The sequence below is a fragment of the Paenibacillus sp. TCA20 genome, from assembly GCF_000732325.1.
Taxonomy (GTDB): Bacteria; Bacillota; Bacilli; order Paenibacillales; family Paenibacillaceae; genus Paenibacillus; species Paenibacillus urinalis.
In genome coordinates, this window is the sequence record NZ_BBIW01000011.1 from 135681 (window position 1) to 153581 (window position 17901).

Genomic DNA, 17901 nt, shown 5'->3' on the forward strand with positions numbered 1-17901 from the left:
GCATGCCTTGTCTATCCTTTTTTCGTACGTGGAATTTATAATTCGCTCCGCTTCTAATCCGAAGTACCTGCGAGAACATCCATAACCTGCTGAAAAAGCGCTGTGGCTTTATGTTGAGAATGAACCGACTCATTTTTCACCAGAACGGCTACCGCGTACTTGGGATGATTTACGGGTCCATATCCGATAAACCACTGATTATTCTTCTCCACGCCATTGTGCAGCACCTGAGCCGTCCCGGATTTGCCGGCTAATGGCCAAATGGCCTGCTGCAAACGGATGCCTGTCCCTTCCTCGACAACCTGCTCCATATAGGATCGCAGCTGTTTAGCGGTCGAGCTGTGAATCTGAATGGAAGAAGCTGCGAGCTTCTCAGATGGGATCAAGGACTGGTCTTTAATCTCAGCAAGGAGCTTGCCATCCGCATAATGAATCTCCGATACAAGCTTGGGAGAGAGCATCTGACCTCCATGGAGTACAGTAACGATCATATTAGCCGCCTGCAGCGGGGTAATCTTCACATCTCTTTGACCAATGGCCGTCTGGATCCGGATTCCTTCATCGTTCTGCTTCAACATATCTGCCGTGTGAAAAACTTCTCCTTCGTCCTCGTGATCAAACATTCTAAAATCCTGCAGGCCCAGGTAATGCTCCCGATGATAGCCTACTTGCTGTCCAAGCCCCAGAGCATGGGCTGCTTGCAGAAGCTGGCTCGAGGTAAGCCTTGAAGCCACCTCTGCAAACGCAACGTTGCAGGACCCGGCAAAAGCTTCTTCAAATGTAATCGTACCATGCCCTTCTTTTTTCCAGCAGGCCAGACCATACTTACCATAATGACCTGAGCAATGAAATGTTTCTGTTGAGCTGACAGCCCCTTGCTCCAAAGCTGCGGCTGCTGTGACCAGCTTGAATATAGAACCGGGAACCGCCGCCATGGTAGCCTGATTGACCGAACTGCCGTCATCAAGGTGAATATCTGTTGGATTATAAAAAGGACGCGATACCATTGCCCTTACCTCGGCATGATCCGCATCCAGTACAACGACTGCTCCTTCATTCACCTTGGCCTCAGTGGTCAGCTGCTCCAGCTTCTGCTGGAGGGACAAATCTATCGTCGTTTGAATATGGAGCGGATATTTGGGATTATGCGGTGCAATAAGACGTGGACCCATGCCTTCTACCGGCTTCTTGTGACTATCTACCATATTGGAGACAATCGTTGGACCAAGCCCCTTGAGCAAAGGTTCAAGACTTCTCTCTAAACCGGCTGCACCTGTCTTTACATTAAAAGGATCCTTGACTTCAAGCTTTACAACCGGCTTCTCAGCATCAGGAATTTCGGATAGATAGCCAAGCCACTGCATTCCATTCTCCTTCAAGGCGGAATAACGATCCATATAGGGCAGAGCCTGAACATCCTCCAGCTGCAGCTGACGAATTGCCTCAATTTGTGCCTCGCTTAACACCATCGGTTCTCCTGTGGACGATTGCCAGTACTCAGGAGAATGAAGCGATCTCCATTTCTCCCACAACTCACTTGAGTCTATATTCAATATATGAGCCAATTTTCGATGCTGTTGTTCCTGTTCTGTATTTAGCTTATCTTCTAACGGAAATAAGACCGGAATCCATATCAGCTGCCCCGTAATCGGCTTGTGATTCCGATCAATAAATTGACCTCTGCCTGAATCCAGCACAATCCCCTGCTCACGCTGAAGCACGGACATTTGCAGCATCGTTCGTTCAGAATGGTCTAAGTGGTGATTCACCTGAATGAACTGAATATACGCAAGACGTATAATTATAGCTGCAAATACGATCAGCATCAGGAATAAGGCGTAAAATATTCTTTGTTTTCGAAGCAAATTCATAGCTGCCGCCTGCCTTTAATTCCTTAGTTAAGATTTGTACAAAAACCTCATTTACATGCTATTATCTCCCTTTCCGATCTGCTCAAAACCTATCTTTTTTATTAAGTTCATCTCCTCAGATATCGAAAAACCTCCGTCCTGTTGGACGGAGGAAAAATAAAATCATTCCGCTTTCAAATGATAAAGATTATATACGGAATGCTGATAATGTATCTTTTAGCTCCTCGGATACGCGTTCCATCTTGTTCGATAGCTCGACGAGCTGGTTGCCGACACTTTGCTGTTCACTGCTGAGGGATGCAACCTCCTGCGATGTAGCAGAGGACTGCTCCGCTACAGAGCTTACACTCATCATCGTTTCAGACAGTGTAACCTGGGATTGACTCAGCGCATCGATGGAAGCGGACGTTTCGGTCAGCTTGTTCACGAACATCCCCATCTGTTCTTCTACGGTTTGGAAGATCTCGCCTGTTTCCTTCACTGCTTGAATCTGTTCCTGGAAGAGCGGGTATGCCTCCGACAATGCAGCTACCGTCTCGTTCATTTCGTTCATAATCCGATCCGTCATCTCGGCAACCATGTCGATCGATTGCTTCGATTGATCTGCCAATTGCCGCACCTCTCCTGCTACTACCATGAAGCCTCTGCCTGCGGCACCTGCTCTTGCGGCCTCAATTGTTGCGTTGAGCGAGAGTATGTTCGTCTGTCTTGCAATATTATGGAGAACATCCAGAATGCCCAGAATGGATGAAGTGCTTGATTTGAGTGTATCGACTTTTGTAACCAACGCTCGAATCATCTGCTCGCTTTGTTCCGTTTTGCCTAGCAGCTCACCAAGATACTTCGTACCTTCCTGGCTCGCCCCTTCAACCAGTCTAGCGGATTGGTCAAGCTCCTCGTTGGTTCCAACCACCTTCTGCATCTGTGTTGAGATCAGCTCCGTCATCTCACTGCCTCTCTCTGCCTCGGATGCCAGGTTCGTAGCCCCACCTGCAATTTGCTCGGTTGCGATCGCTACTTCAGCTGCTGCTGCAGCCGTCTTCTGTGATGCAGAGCTAAGCTCAGATGCCGTCAGCAGCACATCCTCTGCCGTCTGATTCGTCTGATTCACGAGCTTCGTAATCTGTTCCATCATCAGATTGAAGCTCTCGGAGAGCATCCCTATCTCATCTCTGCTCTTATGTGTCGTACGCACCGTCAGATTGCCCTTCGCTCCTTCGAACATCAGATCCTTCAAATTCACCAGCGGCTTCGCAATCATGCGTACCATCCATATTCCTAGTAAAATAGCGAGCAGCAAGGAAACAATCGCAACGATAATCGTTGTAACGAGAATCGACTGTGCATCCTTAACCAGCTCAACCACCGGAATCATCCCAATAATCTTCCATCCGGATACATCAAGTGTGTTATAGACTGCCAGAACCTCTTCATTCTGACCATTGATGGTATTTCTTGCATCTGTGGCGCCTGCTTCCTCCGTAATTTCGGAATAGAAGGAGAGCTCGGTTTCTTGGCCTGCCCGGTCAGGAAGGGTAGAAGCAACCACAATGCCATTCTCAGAAATCGCTTGAGTAACTCCGTTCTCGCCCAGATTTACAGTCTTTAGTTCGTCTTCAATGGCACTTGCCTTAATTTCGATAATGATGATATAAGTACCGATACTGGCATTTACATTTTTAAGAGCTCTGGCCATTCGATATGTATGTTCCTGTCCAGATTCTGCAGCTGTAGTTGGCAGCCACATGACTCCTCCTGCTTCGAGTAGGGTGTTAAACCATTCCTCTTCACGAACACCACTCATGGTTGAAGCTGCTCCAGTGCTGATTACAGGAACCTCTTCATTCTTATGAATAATGGTCATTGAAGCTACTGTTGCATTTGTAAACTGCATATTTGTAAGCGACTCGCTTAACAGGGACGTTGCCTCAAATCTGTCAAAATCGGATATGCCCGTGCTGAGCAATGTCTCTAGATTACTTTGAATATGGGTATCGAAAAAGATCTGTGTCGATAAATCTACATAACGCTCCATAATCAGATCAAGCTTTTGACCCACTTGATGTATGGCTTCCTGGTTGGCAACTGAGGCCGTTTCTTTGATGGTCGATTTGGCCGTTTGATAAGACAGGGTGCCTAGTCCAAATACGACAAGCAGGATGGCAACCATAAAAATGAGAAATAATCGTACACCTACTGAACGCAATGGATTAAATTTTAATACTTGCTTCCAAGATAGGATTGAAGCCAGTTCAAGTTTCTTTTTATCCTTTTTTTGGATCTCCTCCTCATGTTTACGCTTTCTTTTTTTCACTGGATTCCACTTCATCTTTTGTTCACCCACCGTAAAGAATTATCATAGCTATGTAAACTTCCTAGTATTATCTATTATTTCGACAAGTTTCTTCCAAAACCTTTGCTTTTTTGAGAAATAAACTATAACTTTTTTCCTAGATTACTATTAAAAAAAAGCCCTCGTCTGCCGATATACGAGGGCTTTGGTCCTGAGTCTTATTTACTTCCTTTTGCGCATCATGTCAAAATAAGCTACAGGCTGGTCCACTTTCATCTTAATGTATTGCAGCGGATGGCGGGCTGCCTCCAGCTGATTTCCTGCTTCATCATAGATTTCGGTTACCTTCTGCTTGAAGAAGGTTCCGTTCGGACCAAAAAATTCGATCTCCGTGCCTGGCTTAAAGTAATTCCGCTGCTCAATCGTTGCCAACTGTGTCTGTGGGTCATAGTCCATGACAAGTCCGGCAAAATCATACGGAACTGCCTTTTCTTCCGGCTCATAAATATGATCCTCATGATCTGGTGTATCGTAGAAAAATCCAGTGTTCAGCGGACGATTGGCTGCCTTCTGTATTTCCTCGAGCCACTCTGGCTTCAGCACATAGTTATCCGGATCTTCCATATAAGAATCAATCGCTTGTCGATATACATTAACGACCGTCGCTACATAATGAATGGATTTCATTCGTCCTTCAATCTTGAACGAGTCAATTCCTACATCAATTAAGTCTGGAATATACTCTAGCATGCACAAATCCTTGGAGCCCATTGTAAAGGCCTGATCCTCTGAATTGTACAGCGGAATCTGATTGACGCCCAGCTCAAAATTTTGAAGCACACGGGAGCTCTGCATATCCTCTTCAGATACCCAAACCCCCTCCTCGCGTACATCTTCAAACAGATCGTATTTCCAGCGGCAGGACTGGCAGCAGCCACCGCGGTTCGAGTCGCGGTCTGTGAAATGATTGGACAGCACACAGCGGCCGGAATAGGACGAGCACATCGCGCCATGAATAAACGCCTCAATCTCGATATCCACATGGCTCTTGATCTCCTGAATTTCCTCGAAGCTTGCTTCACGTCCCAGAACGACACGCGGCAGTCCTTCCTCTTTCCAGAACTTGACCGCCTGCCAGTTTACTGTCGATTGCTGTGTACTCAGATGCACTTCCATACCTGGTGTAACACGCTGTGCGATCTCTATAATGGCCGGGTCTGCAGCGATAATAGCCGCAATGCCTGCCTCGTACAGATTCTTCAGGTAAGCTTCAATCCCATCCACATCTTCGTTATGTGCATATATGTTCGTCGCTACAAAGACTTTGGCACCATATTTCTTCGCAAACTCTACACCTTCACGCATTTCTTCAAAGCTGAAATTATCTGCGTTTGAACGAAGGCCGTATTTTTGACCGCCAATATACACCGCATCTGCACCATAATGAATAGCAAACTTCAATTTCTCCAAATTTCCTGCAGGAGCTAGAAGCTCAGGCTTAGCCAACCGGTTACGCTTACCTGAATACTTCCGTTTTGATAATGTTTCCATTCTACCTATTCGCACCTCGAATCAATAAACTTGTTCTTTGTAGAAAAATCCAAAAGAAAGCTCACGCTCTGGGTCTTGCAGCTGACGCACTTCATCCAGCCATTCTTCCTTATAGGCATACTCAGATGGATCAGCAGTATAAGCATCTATCGCTGTACGGTAAGCACGGACAACCGCCTCATTATATGCCACACTCTTCAGAATCCCTTCAATCTTGAAGGAATGAACACCCGCCGCCATCAACAGATGAAGGTCCTCCATAATGCAGATATCCTCTGAGCTCATAATATGCGTGCCATTGCGATCCTCGTAAATTGGGAATTTCTCCTCCCGGCGCTCTGCTTCAATGAGGAACAAGCCTCTTGATAAGCCGAGATCTCCCTCAACCGGACGACCTTGCTGCTGCATGTAGCTTGCTACCAATTGACGCTTAGAATGATATATGTTCGTCATCCCGTGAACTTGAACCTGAGCTTCAACCTCAAGAAGATCTATCATTTCGGTAATTTCATCCATATTCAGTTCTCTCGCGAGTACAACCCGACTAGCACCTTTACGTCCCCAATAGTTTGCGGTTCTATAGTTGGTAGAGGTCATCTCTGCATTCCAGTGCAGCTTAAGCTGTGGTGCAAATTCCCGAACAGCACTTAACACGGATGGATCATTAAATTCAATTCCCTCCACACCGGCTTCCGCCAGCGCTCGTACATACTCCGGAATTTCAGACAGCACATCATTACTCATAATGTTGTTCATGGATACATAAATTTTGGCCTCATATACCTTCGCCATCCGTACCGCTTCTGCAATCTGATCCAGCATGAAATTTCCCGCAAGGCGCATTCCAAACCGTTCTTCCCCAATAACAACAGCATCCGCCCCTGCCTTCAGCAGGCGCTCTGCTTCCTGTAAATCACTCGCTGTGACAAGCAGTTCATAAGGCCGTGTCAAAGCCATCCCTCCGTTATTCCGCACTTTCATTACTTTTCTCAATATTGTCTAAATGCTCTTCATAAGTTTCAGCAAACAAATGCTCTGAGCTTCCATCCTTCTTGGTAACGTAAAATAAATAATCAGATGGCTTCGGTGTTAGCGCCGCTTCAATCGCACTCAAGCTTGGGCTTGCAATCGGGCCGGGCGGCAGCCCTTCATTCCGATATGTGTTATATGGACTTTCCACTTCAAGGTCCTTGTACAAGAGACGCTCCTTCTGCTTATCCAGCAGATATTGAACGGTAGCATCCATTTCAAGTCTCATGTCCTGCTCAAGCCGATTATAGATGACACCCGCAACTAACGGTCTTTCATTATCGACAACTACTTCACGTTCTATGAGCGAAGCAGCGGTAAGCACCTGATGAAGATTCAGATTAAGTTCCTTGAGCTCCGCATCCAGTTCGGGAATACCATTCAGTCTATCCTGCATTTCCGTCAGCATACGACGAATAATATCTTCCGCCGTACTATCTTTCTTCATTTCATAGGTTTCAGGGAATAAATATCCCTCAAGTGCATAGCGGTAATTCTCATTGTCCGGTATAGATGCCACCAGAGGAATGTCATTAAACAGCTCCTTGTCTTGGACAAGCTGCATAAAGATCTTACCGTCTGTAACTCCTTCATCCTCCAGCTTCTGCGCGATCTGCTTTAGGGTATAGCCCTCTGGAATAGTAAAACGCAGCATTTCTTCCTTTTGTACATCTCCACTATTAAGAGCCGTAATCATTTCATCATAATTCATTCCGGGCTGAAAGGCATAAGTGCCTGCTTGAAAGTTCGCACCTTGGTCATTCAGCTTCAAGTATGCTTTGAATAATAGAGCGTTTCGAATCAGTCCCTTATCTTCGAGAAGATCGGCGATGCCTGAAGTACCTGTCCCGGGTTCAATCGTGAAGACAACAGGCTCGTCCTTTGGAGCCACAGGCTTCATGGATTGCCATACATACAGTCCTCCTCCGGCTAACACAACAATAAGCAGGATTAGCACGATGAACCGTCTGAAGTATTTTGCTTTCAAAAAAAGATTCCACCCCTTCATAACTAAAAAGAGCGGACTGCTCCGCCCTTCCCATAATTCAATCCTAATTCTATATACTATGATAACATACAAATCAGGCACCTCGGTAGAGGTGCCTCATTCTAGCCTTCGTCATCTGGTAATGACCATTCATCATAGAGCTCGGCAATGTTCTCCCACTCTTCATCATCTTCAATCGTGATCAGCTCAGGAATTCCATTCTCATTGTACATGACCCGAAGCAGCTCATAATCATCGAACTTGCTCTTCAGAGCTTGCAGTACAACGTATCCTTGACCTAACACTTCGAACTCAGCGAGAAGCTCATAGGGAACCGACTTACCGCTCTCATCTTCCAGTTCAACCTCAGATCCAAATGTTTCTCTTAAGCGAGTTGTAACGACAAGATTCGCTCTTGAAAAAGGATATTCGGTCATCTATACATTCTCCTCGTCTTCTTCTGCCGCAACAAGGGTATTGAAAGTTTCTTCAACGATGGCCCATTCCGCTTCATCCTGAATCGTGAACAGTTTAATATCATCCCCATCTTCTTCATAACGGAATGCATATACCTCGGACTCATCTTCGTCCTCTTCCGCTTCTACAGGGACAACCATCATGTATTTCGCATCTGAACCATCGACGTCAAAGGTCATGATGACTTCAAATTCCTCATCGTTGCCTTCCTCATCGGTAATATAAATAATCTCGCGATCCTCGTCCATACCCAAACGATTATCCGTCATAGCTTAACGTCCCCCTCACCTTGTACTTTTGGCATCTAAATAATTTTGCAATATTAAGCTTGCGGCCATTTTGTCCACAACCTTCTTGCGCTTCTTCCGGCTGACGTCAGCTTCAACGAGCGTTCGTTCTGCCGAAACGGTGCTCAGCCTCTCATCCCACAGGTGAACGGGCAAGTCCAACATCTCCCGCAGCTTCTGTGCAAATTCCATGCAAAGCTCGCCGCGAGGACCTACGGTGCCGTTCATGTTCTTGGGTAAACCAACGACGATCTCACTGACTTCATTCTCTCGAACGAGCTCATGAATTCGTCCAAATTCATCCCCATCCCGGCGCCGTTCTATTACTTCCAATCCCTGGGCAGTCCAGCCAAAGGCGTCACTGATCGCGACACCAATTCTGCGGTCGCCATAATCCAAACCCAAAATCTTCATTCATTTCTCCTATTCTTACCGGTGATTGGCCAGATAAGAACGTACCAGTTCTTCAATCAGTTCGTCGCGTTCTTTTTTGCGGACTAGACTTCTGGCATTGTTGTGACGAGGAATGTAGGCAGGATCCCCGGAGATCAAATAACCTACGATTTGGTTAATCGGATTATATTCTTTCTCCAGTAATGAATCATATACCTTTAGAAGAATCTCTTGTGCAGAGGCTTCTTCCACATCACCCTTGACGTTGAATTTAACTGTCTTATCCATGGAGTCCACTTATGACACCTCGCTCCTGCATAAGGCAAGAGAGTAAACTCTTGCCATGCCGAATTGATTTCTTCTATATCATAACATATTTTGGCGCTTTGCAAATATATCAAAGAAAGTGAGTGTTTTAACTTTTTGCGGGAAGCCCCGATCGTTATCCTGCTACGAGCTGTTCCGCTACGCGGAGCGCTTCATCCAGTTTCGAAGCATCCTTGCCGCCGGCTTGGGCCATATCAGGGCGACCGCCTCCGCCTCCGCCGCATACACTTGCTACTTCTTTAACAATTTTACCCGCATGCAGGCCTTTTTTCACATGCTCCTGCGGTACGACAACGACAAAATTCACTTTATCCTCGTTTGCCGCTCCGAGCACAAGCACAGTGTCCGGCAATTTCACCTTGAGCTCATCTGCCAGTGTACGAAGTGCTTCCATTCCGGATACTTCCACTCGGGTTGCAAGCAGCTTGGTATCCCCATGCTGAACTACTTTATCCGTAAGCTGACCTGCTTCAATCGAGCTGAGCTTGCCTTGAAGAGATTCATTCTCACGTGTCAGCTCCTTCAGTTGCAGATGAAGCGAGTCAATACGCTTAGGAACATCGTTAAGATTGGATTTGAGCAATGCAGCGGATTGTTTCAGCAGATCCAGCTGTCCTTCCAGGTATTCATATGCGCCGCGTCCTGTAAGTGCTTCAATCCGTCTCACACCAGAGCCAATGCCGCTTTCGCTTACCAATTTGAAGAGACCAATCTCAGAAGTGTTATTGACATGACAGCCCCCGCACAGCTCGAGACTGTAGCTGCCCACTTGAACGACACGCACGATGTCTCCGTATTTCTCGCCAAACAATGCCATTGCACCCATAGCTTTTGCTTCATCAATAGATTTATATTCAATTACGACATCTAGTTGATTCCAGATCTGCTCATTTACTTTACGTTCAATGTCGAGCAGCTCTTCCGGCGTAATGCTTCCGAAATGGGAGAAGTCAAAGCGCAGTCGTGAAGGTTCGACCAAAGAACCTGCTTGATTAACATGCTCACCAAGCACTTCTTTTAGTGCCTTGTGAAGCAGGTGAGTTGCGGTATGGTTCTTCACAATCGCATCCCTGCTCGTCTTATCGACTTCGGCTTTGATCTTATCCCCTACGCGAAGCTCACCAGCTTCAACGTTTACGATATGAACATGCTGTCCAAGCGGTGCTTTCAGCAAGCCCTCTACTTTAGCCACAGCAGCTGCTCCGCGAAGAAGACCCTTGTCACTGACCTGGCCGCCGCTTTCCGCATAGAATGGGGTGATGTCAAGTACGACTTGGCACGTATCGCCTTCTCCTACTGCATCTACACTCACATCATTGTGAATAAGAGCAACCACCGTTGATTCTGTCACGAGGTCATTATATCCAACAAATTCACTTTTAACCGTCAGATCGGCAATCGCGCCGCCTTGAACCTTCATACTCTCATTCTCATGACGTGCAGAACGAGCACGATCCCGCTGCTCTTGCATTGCTGTATCAAAGCCTTCACGGTCTACAGTCAGGCCATGCTCTGCTGCATAATCCTCTGTGAGGTCAAATGGGAAGCCATAGGTGTCGTACAGTTTGAACGCATCTTGTCCGCTGATAACAGAGCGTCCTTCTGATTTAGCCTGTCCACTGATATCTGCCAGAATGGCAAGACCATCACTCAGTGTTTCATGGAAACGCTCTTCCTCTGTCTTCACCACTTTAGCGATGAATTCTTGCTTGTCGATGACCTCTGGATAGTATACACCCATAACGTCTGCTACTTGCTGTGTCAATTCATACATAAAAGGACGATCCAGACCAAGAACTTTGCCGTAACGCACTGCACGGCGCAGCAAACGGCGGATAACGTAACCACGACCTTCATTCGAAGGCAGCACCCCATCACCAACGGCAAACGCAACGGTACGGATATGGTCAGCAATGACTTTAAGCGCGACATCAATCTCTACGCTGTCATTGTATTTCACTCCGGCAATTTCTGCTGTCCGCTGAATCATTGGCTGGAACAGATCTGTGTCAAAGTTCGAATCTACATCCTGCAAAATCGAAGTCAAACGCTCCAGACCTGCACCTGTATCAATATTTTTGTTCGGAAGCGGTGTATAGCTGCCGTCTTTGTTATGGTTGAACTGGGAGAATACCAGGTTCCATACTTCCAGGTAACGCTCGTTCTCTCCGCCTGGGTACAGTTCTGGATCATTCTCGTCATTGCCGTAAGCTTCGCCGCGATCATAGAAAATTTCAGTACAAGGACCGCATGGACCTTCCCCGATGTCCCAGAAGTTATCTTCGAGCTTGATAATACGTTCAGCCGGCAGGCCGATTTTTTCATTCCACAGCTTATAAGCCTCTTCATCCTCCGGGTAAACGGTCACGGACAGGCGTTCGGGATCAAAGCCGATCCATTTCTTGTCAGTCAAGAACTCCCATGCCCAAGTAACAGCCTCTTCCTTGAAATAATCGCCGATGGAGAAGTTGCCGAGCATTTCGAAAAAGGTATGGTGTCTGCGCGTTTTGCCGACATTCTCGATATCGTTGGTACGGATACATTTCTGAGAATTGGCAAGACGCGGGTTCTCGGGTTTCACACGTCCGTCAAAGTACTGCTTAAGAGGCGCCATCCCTGCGTTAATCCATAGTAGAGATGGGTCGTTATGCGGTACAAGCGATGCGCTTGGTTCGATTTTATGTCCTTTGGATGCAAAAAACTCGATCCATTTGGAACGGATTTCACTAGCCTTCATAGTTCATAACCTCCAGTTTTTAAATGTATATCGATTAGCCTTCGCGCCTCTTGAGATACTCCGCTCCATGGTCAGATTGTTCTCCGATCGTCGTTGTTTCTGAATTTGATCAGAATAATTACCAGTGGTAAAAATTCAGAAACAAATACGAGCGCTTCGCTTCTATGAACAATTCTGCCCACTCCGCTTTGGACGTGTCCCACTGAAAAGGAAGAAGGCTAAAAAATAAATTGAAAAAAGGTTACTCCCGGTACGGGAGAAGTATCCGCAGAGAACAAAAAAACGCCCCTGATGAGATCAGGGACGAGTTATTCGCGGTACCACCCTGGTTATCGCTGCTGCTCATCATACGAATGAGAATACAAACGATCGCCTTGTAGAACCTGATAACGGTAGGTCAACCGGCGGCTTTAACCGCTCTCCGAAATTAGCTTTCCGCCGCTTCATTCCAGGACTCTTACACCCAACAGCTCATCGTTAACAGGAGCTGAAGGAGTCCATTCTCTGAGGGAACACCCTGACGTACTTGATTTCATCATTGAATTTACGATATAAACATACATAATTTATTATATCGTTCCAGAAAGTTCATGTCAACGCGGCCTTTGGGGAAAGGAAGAGCTGCACTTTTATTCAATTGTCTTCCGCTTGATATAGTATATAAAGAAATGCTGGAAGATCACCTTAAGCGCGGCAAATACAGGCACAGCTAGGACTAGACCGATCACTCCTGCCAGTTCTCCCCCGACAAGCAGCGCAAATATAATCGTCAGCGGATGCAGATGAAGCGTTCTGCCAACCACTTGTGGGGACACCACATTGCTCTCTAGAATTTGACACAGGGTGTTCACGATGACGACAAACAGCACCATTTTAAAGGAAATTGTAGATGCCATGACTACAGCCGGAGCAGCACCTAGAAAAGGACCCAGGTATGGGACAATATTAAACACACATACAACGCTCGCCAGAAGCAAGGCATACGGCATGCCAATGATCATATATCCAATGTAAGCAAATATACCGACAACGATGCATACGATAAACTGACCTCTTATATAATTACCGAGCGCCGTATCTATATCTTTTAAGAGCATGACAATGGATTTTCGCTGCGAACGCGGAAGATAGGAGACGACTGCTTTTTCCATGACATTAAAGTCCTTGAGCATGTAAAAAATCAGAAATGGAACGATAAATATATTGAAAATCGTATTGATCGTCGAGCCGATGTTATCCATAAAAGCCGAGATCCCTGTGGCCAAACGATTCTCCATTTGATACAGCCAACCATTAATACCGGATCGTATCCCCGGAGGCATGAAACCATTGTTCATATTATTCATTAAACTTTGGGCATGCATATTGAGCTCAGGCAAGTGTTCATTCAGTTGCTCAAGCTGTTCAACAAACATCGGAATGACATTCATCAGAATCACGACAAAACAGGTGATAAAAACAGCGTATATGAGCAGCACCGCTATGCTTCTAGGCACTTTACGGCCTCCGAGCATACTAACGACAGGGTTTAGCACATAGGATACGATTAAGGCAACAATGAACGGCGCGAGTATAGCTTTGAAAAAATCGTATATATCAAGGAGCATTGGCCGAAGCAGCCAAATAAAATATAAAATGATAAGGGCAAGTAATATGAGCAATCCGTATCGAAACAGCTTGCTGTTTTTTAAGTGCTCCACATCTGTCTCCTCCTCGGACGGGCTTATCCATGTAAGTATATGTAGGACCCTCACAATTTAATCCTGTACTCGTCCAAGAGACTTAAAAGGCACAACAAAAAAACGCTAACAGTATTTCCACTGGCTGAAATACGTTTAGCGTTTCATTTTTTCTAAATTTATCCCCTTCACATGAACCGACAGCTATGTATCCTTCTTCTAGAAGTCATGACTAGCGCGTGTTAGACCGTGCATAGAGGAAGTTGTTGGTAATAAGCTATTGTGATATTTGTATGCCAGGATAATCCTGTGCCATCTCATCACCAAAGAATAGATCATCAAGCGAGCTCAGCGTTCCATCCTCTTCTACTTGATACACTGACATCTTATCTCCGTTCACTGTCAGCTCAATAAAGCATCCCCAGCAATAAAATTGGTGTGAACCAATCTTTCCTATATCTTTGGAACTACAATTTGGACATTTCATTAACTTCACCTATCCGTTAGCAGAATATTAAACACTTAATACTGTCATAGCTTGAACTTAAGATCATATACTTGGTTACATATCCGCTCTCTTAATTCATTCTATACAGATGCTGCTCACTTGCAGTAGGAACGATAATGGCATGCTCGCCAAGCGTTATCTCTTCTACAAGAGGCAGCCATTTCCGGCCTTCCATCAAGTCAGTGACGAACCCGTCACTAATTTCGAGACTTATTATATGATTTCCCAATTCCTGGTCAAAATAAACATCGGTCACATGCCCGAGCATCAAGCCTTCCCTTGTAAGCACCGGCATATCTCTTAATTTATGATGACCTTTGGCGTAGCTATATTGTATGTCGTCAGCTTCCGTATGCCGGATCGCCTGTTGATTACGAATCATTACTGCATCCTCGCCATAAGCGACGATGTCTCCCCATTCAATCGTTTTGACCTTGCCCGAAAAAAGGGCTCTACCGTCTAACTCGATTCCACAAATCTTCCAGTCCTCTGTAAGCAAAAAATCAACAATCTTGCCGATTTGTCTGCCGACCGTTATATCATAAACGGCTAGACCTATCATCTCTTGAAGTTTCATGTCTGCTTGGGGGTATCCCTTCATCTCCTTGAATTAGAATATGAGCAGCACGAGGTGCCGCTATATTCGGCCGATGACAACAGGACGCAAATTCCCTCCTTTGTCCGTATATATAGAAACCCTTAAGCTCTACTACGCAGCCGCTTAATAATGGTTCCAACTTTTTGAGCGGTATATACCAAATCTTTTTTAGTATTACCCAGCCCAAAACTGAATCGAATCGCAGAATCCATAATTTCTTCAGGTAATTGCATCGCCTCAAGTACATGAGACCGCGAGAGCGAGCCTGAGGTACATGCTGAGCCGCTTGCACAAGCTATACCTTCTACATCAAGATTCATGAGCATCGTCTCCGTTTTGACAGAAGGGAAGCTTACGTTAACGATGTGAGGAAGAACCTGTTCAGGATGACCATTCAACACGAATTCTCCTTCGCCGACTTCCTTGCTGAGCTCTTCAAGAAACACGCTTCGCAGTTCAAGATCGTGTGCGGTTCTATCTTCCATATGAGAAGCTGCCAGCTCCACTGCTGTGGCAAAACCAACAATCCCTGCCATATTCTCTGTACCCGCACGGCGTTTACGCTCCTGAAGTCCCCCGAACGCGATCGGATTCAGCTTCACCTCACGGCGCAAATACAGCGCACCGACACCTTGAGGTCCGTTAATTTTGTGGGCAGAGAAGCTCATCATATCCACAGGCAACGCATGCAGATTTATAGGAACAGAGCCGAGAGCCTGTACTGCATCGACATGAAATAACACACCATGCTCCCGTGCGATGCTTCCAATCTCTTCGATCGGCTGAATGGTCCCAACTTCGTTGTTGGCATACATCACGCTGATCAGAATCGTATCTGGTCTTATGGCCGATATCACATCATCCGTGCTGACAAGTCCATAGGAATCAACCGGAAGATAAGTAACCTCATAGCCCTCTTGTTCCAGCTGTTCAAAAGAATGAAGCACTGCGTGATGCTCAATGGAAGTGGTAATGATATGCTTTCCATTATTTTCATGGGCGGACAAGGCACCAAAAATAGCCAGGTTGTCACTCTCTGTCCCCCCTGACGTAAATATAAGCTCATCCGGAAAAGAGCCCAAAAAAGCCGCAATCTTATCCCGGGCACTGCTAACGGTACGCTTCGCGGCACGCCCGAAGGCATGCACGCTTGATGCGTTACCGAATTGACCAGTCATCACCTTAAGCATTGCTTCTGCAACTTCAGGATGCACAGGAGTGGATGCGGCATGATCCAAGTAGATATTCATTTGAGTTTCACCCCGCTTAAATATAGAACATGTAGCTGTCTGATTCGGTATCCTCTTTATAGGAGATCAGATCTTGAAGTGTTGTAGAATCCAGCACCTCTGCAATACTGTTGCGGATGCGCATCCACAAGTCACGTTTGGCCGGATCATCTTCTTCTGTAAAATCAACCGGAGAAATTGGTCCTTCCAGCACCCGAATAACATCTCCTGCTGTGATCGTAATGGGCTCGCGTGCCAAAATATATCCGCCATATGCTCCGCGGATACTCTTAACAAGACCTGCATTGCGAAGAGGTGCGATGAGCTGCTCCAGATAATGCTCTGACAGCTGATTCTTCTCTGCAATGCTCTTAAGTGAAGTCGGGCCCTCGCCAAATCGCCCGGACAGTTCCATCATAATTGTTAATCCGTAACGGCCTTTAGTAGATATCTTCAAGTGTGTACACCTCATTGTTTAGTAATATTCTAAGGAACCAGTCCTATTTTGTAATTATGAGCTCGTTCGCCTCATTTAGAAGTTTTATATCGTAATTAAATTCGGGCTTATGATCAGCATTGCCATATTTCACAGTATTCCGATCATAACCATTAAACAATGGTAACATAAACAGGACGTTTATGGGGAAAAAACAGTGACGATAATATTAAGAATTAGATGAAGCTTCTGACGATTCAGTTGCTCTATATCGTAATTGTTCGATTTACGTCGTAAGTTAGGGTATAGTGTGTTAAAATAAAACGCGTATTACAATTTTAGATAGAGATGGTGATGACGATGTCTAACGATAATCAAAACACCCGCGTCATCGTCGGCATGTCGGGAGGCGTTGATTCCTCCGTCACAGCACTGCTGCTCAAACAGCAGGGTTACGACGTCATCGGTATTTTCATGAAAAACTGGGACGACACCGATGAATTCGGTCATTGTACGGCAGAAGATGATGCGGAAGATGTCCGCCGCGTCTGTGAACAGCTGGACATTCCTTACTATACAGTCAACTTCGAGAAGGAATACTTTGATAAAGTATTTTCATATTTCCTAGATGAATATAAGTCCGGACGGACTCCTAATCCGGATGTCATGTGTAACCGTGAGATCAAATTCGGCGAATTTCTGAACAAGGCGCTCGACCTTGGGGCCGACTATGTTGCTACAGGACATTATGCACGTCTGATTCAAGAGGACGGAACATACAAGCTGCTTCGGGGTGTAGATAATAACAAGGATCAAACTTATTTCCTTAATGCACTGAATCAGGAGCAGCTGTCTAGAGCCATGTTCCCGATCGGTCATCTACCGAAGCCTGAGGTCCGCCGCATTGCGGAAGAAGCCGGTCTCTACACGGCCAAGAAGAAAGACAGCACGGGTGTATGCTTCATCGGTGAACGCAATTTCAAAGAATTCCTCTCTGGCTATCTGCCTGCCAAATCCGGCGATATGGTCGATATCGAGAGCGGAGAAATAAAGGGCCGTCACGATGGGCTCATGTATTATACGCTCGGTCAGCGTCAAGGTCTTGGCATCGGCGGCTCCGGCAATGGACAGCCTTGGTTTGTAGCAGATAAGGATTTAGAGAAAAACATTCTCTATGTTGTCCAAGGTGACAAGCATCCGAGCATGTACTCTACCGGACTTATTGCTACAGGAGTAAACTGGATCGCGGGTAATGATCACGTACCAAATGCTCCTTATCACTGTACTGCCAAGTTTAGATATCGCCAGCCTGATCAAGGCGTGACTCTGACCTGGCGTGAAGACGGCACGGTACATGTCAAGTTTGATCAAGAGCAAAAAGCAATTACGCCAGGACAAGCTGTCGTATTTTATGACGGTGATGTATGTCTCGGCGGCGGTACAATTGATATCGTTGAGAAGGTTGCTGCAGCTGCAGGTTCACCTGCCTAAGCGTGAT

General features: G+C 46.0%; 16 protein-coding genes. 1 reads left to right on the plus strand and 15 read right to left on the minus strand.

What is annotated here, in order from left to right; all coding sequences use genetic code 11:
• Window positions 1–53 precede the first annotated feature (53 nt).
• The 15 genes from TCA2_RS19510 to cymR all read right to left on the minus strand — a co-directional run bounded on the left by TCA2_RS19510 (window position 54) and on the right by cymR (window position 16424).
• A complete protein-coding gene (locus TCA2_RS19510) occupies window positions 54–1871 on the minus strand; it encodes a penicillin-binding protein 2 (RefSeq protein WP_047913289.1) in 1818 nt (605 codons plus the stop codon).
• Between the two features lie 187 nt (window positions 1872–2058).
• Window positions 2059–4200, minus strand: coding sequence for a methyl-accepting chemotaxis protein (locus TCA2_RS19515; RefSeq protein ID WP_047913290.1), 2142 nt, complete (start codon window positions 4198–4200; stop codon window positions 2059–2061).
• Window positions 4201–4386: 186 nt separating this feature from the next.
• Window positions 4387–5715 carry a U32 family peptidase gene (locus TCA2_RS19520; RefSeq protein ID WP_047913291.1) on the minus strand — a complete coding sequence of 443 codons (1329 nt, stop codon included), beginning with the start codon at window positions 5713–5715 and terminating at the stop codon, window positions 4387–4389.
• Window positions 5716–5736: 21 nt separating this feature from the next.
• Window positions 5737–6666, minus strand: coding sequence for a peptidase U32 family protein (locus tag TCA2_RS19525; protein ID WP_047913292.1), 930 nt, complete (start codon window positions 6664–6666; stop codon window positions 5737–5739).
• A 13-nt stretch (window positions 6667–6679) separates the two neighbouring features.
• A complete protein-coding gene (gene mltG / locus TCA2_RS19530) occupies window positions 6680–7732 on the minus strand; it encodes an endolytic transglycosylase MltG (protein ID WP_274520942.1) in 1053 nt (350 codons plus the stop codon).
• A gap of 122 nt (window positions 7733–7854) precedes the next feature.
• A complete protein-coding gene (locus tag TCA2_RS19535) occupies window positions 7855–8169 on the minus strand; it encodes a DUF1292 domain-containing protein (protein ID WP_047913293.1) in 315 nt (104 codons plus the stop codon).
• A complete protein-coding gene (locus tag TCA2_RS19540; protein ID WP_047913294.1) occupies window positions 8170–8478 on the minus strand; it encodes a DUF1292 domain-containing protein in 309 nt (102 codons plus the stop codon).
• 15 nt (window positions 8479–8493) lie between these two features.
• On the minus strand, window positions 8494–8910 hold the full coding sequence (gene ruvX, locus TCA2_RS19545) for a Holliday junction resolvase RuvX (RefSeq protein WP_047913295.1): 417 nt from the start codon (window positions 8908–8910) through the stop codon (window positions 8494–8496).
• 15 nt (window positions 8911–8925) lie between these two features.
• Window positions 8926–9186, minus strand: a complete 261-nt coding sequence (locus tag TCA2_RS19550) for an IreB family regulatory phosphoprotein (protein ID WP_047913296.1) — start codon at window positions 9184–9186, stop codon at window positions 8926–8928.
• 145 nt (window positions 9187–9331) lie between these two features.
• On the minus strand, window positions 9332–11953 hold the full coding sequence (gene alaS, locus TCA2_RS19555) for an alanine--tRNA ligase (RefSeq protein WP_047913297.1): 2622 nt from the start codon (window positions 11951–11953) through the stop codon (window positions 9332–9334).
• A gap of 629 nt (window positions 11954–12582) precedes the next feature.
• On the minus strand, window positions 12583–13653 hold the full coding sequence (locus TCA2_RS19560) for an AI-2E family transporter (protein ID WP_047913298.1): 1071 nt from the start codon (window positions 13651–13653) through the stop codon (window positions 12583–12585).
• 256 nt (window positions 13654–13909) lie between these two features.
• Window positions 13910–14119: a hypothetical protein gene (locus TCA2_RS19565; protein WP_047913299.1), complete on the minus strand. Its 210-nt coding sequence runs from the start codon at window positions 14117–14119 to the stop codon at window positions 13910–13912.
• 91 nt (window positions 14120–14210) lie between these two features.
• Window positions 14211–14717: a PRC-barrel domain-containing protein gene (locus TCA2_RS19570; protein ID WP_047913300.1), complete on the minus strand. Its 507-nt coding sequence runs from the start codon at window positions 14715–14717 to the stop codon at window positions 14211–14213.
• 122 nt (window positions 14718–14839) lie between these two features.
• Window positions 14840–15988 carry a cysteine desulfurase family protein gene (locus tag TCA2_RS19575; RefSeq protein ID WP_047913301.1) on the minus strand — a complete coding sequence of 383 codons (1149 nt, stop codon included), beginning with the start codon at window positions 15986–15988 and terminating at the stop codon, window positions 14840–14842.
• A gap of 16 nt (window positions 15989–16004) precedes the next feature.
• Entirely contained in the window at window positions 16005–16424 is a 420-nt protein-coding gene (gene cymR, locus TCA2_RS19580; protein WP_047913302.1) for a cysteine metabolism transcriptional regulator CymR, read from the minus strand.
• Between the two features lie 333 nt (window positions 16425–16757).
• Between cymR and mnmA the strand changes: the two genes are divergently transcribed.
• Window positions 16758–17894 (plus strand): tRNA 2-thiouridine(34) synthase MnmA, encoded by a 1137-nt coding sequence (gene mnmA / locus TCA2_RS19585; RefSeq protein WP_047913303.1) that lies wholly within the window; start codon window positions 16758–16760, stop codon window positions 17892–17894.
• Window positions 17895–17901: the final 7 nt, after the last annotated feature.

What these genes read in the sequence shown, in the direction of transcription:
- TCA2_RS19510 (WP_047913289.1), bottom strand. Translation starts at nt 1,871, where the DNA reads ATGAATTTGCTTCGAAAACAAAGAATATTTTACGCCTTATTCCTGATG.
- TCA2_RS19515 (WP_047913290.1), bottom strand. Translation starts at nt 4,200, where the DNA reads ATGAAGTGGAATCCAGTGAAAAAAAGAAAGCGTAAACATGAGGAGGAG.
- TCA2_RS19520 (WP_047913291.1), bottom strand. Translation starts at nt 5,715, where the DNA reads ATGGAAACATTATCAAAACGGAAGTATTCAGGTAAGCGTAACCGGTTG.
- TCA2_RS19535 (WP_047913293.1), bottom strand. Translation starts at nt 8,169, where the DNA reads ATGACCGAATATCCTTTTTCAAGAGCGAATCTTGTCGTTACAACTCGC.
- TCA2_RS19540 (WP_047913294.1), bottom strand. Translation starts at nt 8,478, where the DNA reads ATGACGGATAATCGTTTGGGTATGGACGAGGATCGCGAGATTATTTAT.
- ruvX (WP_047913295.1), bottom strand. Translation starts at nt 8,910, where the DNA reads ATGAAGATTTTGGGTTTGGATTATGGCGACCGCAGAATTGGTGTCGCG.
- alaS (WP_047913297.1), bottom strand. Translation starts at nt 11,953, where the DNA reads ATGAAGGCTAGTGAAATCCGTTCCAAATGGATCGAGTTTTTTGCATCC.
- TCA2_RS19565 (WP_047913299.1), bottom strand. Translation starts at nt 14,119, where the DNA reads ATGAAATGTCCAAATTGTAGTTCCAAAGATATAGGAAAGATTGGTTCA.
- TCA2_RS19570 (WP_047913300.1), bottom strand. Translation starts at nt 14,717, where the DNA reads ATGAAACTTCAAGAGATGATAGGTCTAGCCGTTTATGATATAACGGTC.
- TCA2_RS19575 (WP_047913301.1), bottom strand. Translation starts at nt 15,988, where the DNA reads ATGAATATCTACTTGGATCATGCCGCATCCACTCCTGTGCATCCTGAA.
- mnmA (WP_047913303.1), top strand. Translation starts at nt 16,758, where the DNA reads ATGACGATGTCTAACGATAATCAAAACACCCGCGTCATCGTCGGCATG.